This window comes from Bradyrhizobium sp. SHOUNA76, assembly GCF_023006445.1.
GTDB lineage: Bacteria > Pseudomonadota > Alphaproteobacteria > Rhizobiales > Xanthobacteraceae > Bradyrhizobium.
In genome coordinates, this window is the sequence record NZ_JALBHA010000849.1 from 1 (window position 1) to 1,531 (window position 1,531).

General features: G+C 66.8%; 2 protein-coding genes. One reads left to right on the top strand and one right to left on the bottom strand.

The genetic code is table 11. The annotated features are described in order from the left end of the window. The first annotated feature begins 80 nt into the window (after nucleotides 1-80). Complete coding sequence (locus tag MOV74_RS37855; RefSeq protein WP_246932584.1) at nucleotides 81-1,340, top strand: cyclic nucleotide-gated ion channel; 1,260 nt, start codon at nucleotides 81-83, stop codon at nucleotides 1,338-1,340. Here MOV74_RS37855 and MOV74_RS37860 read toward each other — a convergent pair. Beyond that, a partial coding sequence (locus MOV74_RS37860) for a DUF3455 domain-containing protein (protein ID WP_246932586.1) occupies nucleotides 1,316-1,531 on the bottom strand: 216 nt, incomplete at its 5' end. The genes MOV74_RS37855 and MOV74_RS37860 overlap by 25 nt on opposite strands.

The window sequence follows — 1,531 nt, forward strand, 5'->3', positions numbered from 1 at the left end:
CAGGCCGGCGGCCCCGACGGCGCCAAGGCGACCGAGGCGCTGAGCGCGATCGAAAAAGCGATGGCAGGCGCTTAGGGATCATGCGCCCCGTTGCGCGTGGGCGTGGGCTTCGCGATCCCAATGTGAGGGATCGCCTCTACGACTTGCTGGAGCACGATCCGCTGGCTTATTCGGCCGGATCGCGCTTCATCCAGATCATCATCGGCGTCATCGTGCTCAACGTGACCGCGATGATCCTTGCCTCGGTGCCGGAGGTCGATGCGCAGTTCGGCGCGCTGTTCGCGGCCATCACCATCCTGTCCGTGCTGGTGTTCGCGCTGGAATACGCGGCGCGGCTCTGGACGGTTGCGGGCCACACGCCGCGCCAGCGCTCGGCTCTCGCTGACCGGCTGTCCTATGCCTTCTCCGCGCTCGGTATCATCGATCTGATGGCGTTCCTGCCCGCCGCGATTGTTTTGGCGACGGGACGGCACGCGACGCTCGCCGCGCTCGGCGTGCTGCCGTTCTTCAAGCTGATACGGTACTCGCCGGCGATGCGCTCGCTGCTCGCGGCCGTGCATGCCGAGCGGCGGGCGCTGATCGGCTGCATCGTCATCCTGTTCGGTGTGGTGCTGACGTTTGCCTCGCTGCTCTACGCCGTCGAGCGTGACGTGCAGCCCAGCAAGCTCGGCACCATTCCGGACGCGATGTGGTGGGCGATCGTGACGCTCGGCACCGTCGGCTATGGCGACGTCGTGCCGGTGACGCCGCTCGGCAAGTTCATCTCGGTGTTCGCCATCGTGTCGGGCTTTGCCATGATCGCGCTGCCGGTCGCGATCATCTCCTCCGCGTTCGCGGAGGAAGTGAAGCGGCGCGACTTCGTGGTGACCTGGGGCATGCTGGCGCGGGTGCCGCTGTTCTCGCATCTGGCGGCAGCTGAAATCGCCGACATCATGCGGCTGCTCAGGGCGCGCACCATCGAACAGGGCGAGATCCTGGTGCGCCGTGGCGATGCCGCCTCGTCGATGTATTTCATCACCGCCGGCGAGGTCGAGATCGCGCTGCCGAGCCAGCATGTGCGGCTCGGCGACGGCACTTTCTTCGGCGAGATCGCGCTGCTGCACAAAACAAAACGCAGCGGCACGGTGACAGCGACGCGCAAAACGCGCCTTCTGGTGCTCGACGCCCAGGATTTTCACGCCCTGATCGAGCGCATGCCGACGCTCGCCGACCACGTCCACACCACCGCCAAGGCGCGGCTGGCCGACACCGGCGATCTTGCCGCGGCGGAGCTGGCGAAGGTGGGGGCGAAGCGAGCTGATAGGCGCGCTTCGTCTCAGCCCTTTTTCAGGAAAACGTAATCGGCCGAGTACGGCGCGCTCTTGAACTCGCCGGCTTTCTCGCAGGCACCGTCGAGCTTGCCGCCATGTGTGTTGATGCGCTGGACGGTGGTGACGGGCGCAAGGACGCCGTTGCCGCGGCGGGCGGTGACTTCCAGCTTCAGCCAGGGAATATCGGCGGCCGCTTGGCCCGGCGCGTTGCCGACGGCCTT

Coding starts and splice junctions, on each gene's coding strand:
- MOV74_RS37855 (WP_246932584.1), top strand. CDS start 81: ATGCGCCCCGTTGCGCGTGGGCGTGGGCTTCGCGATCCCAATGTGAGG.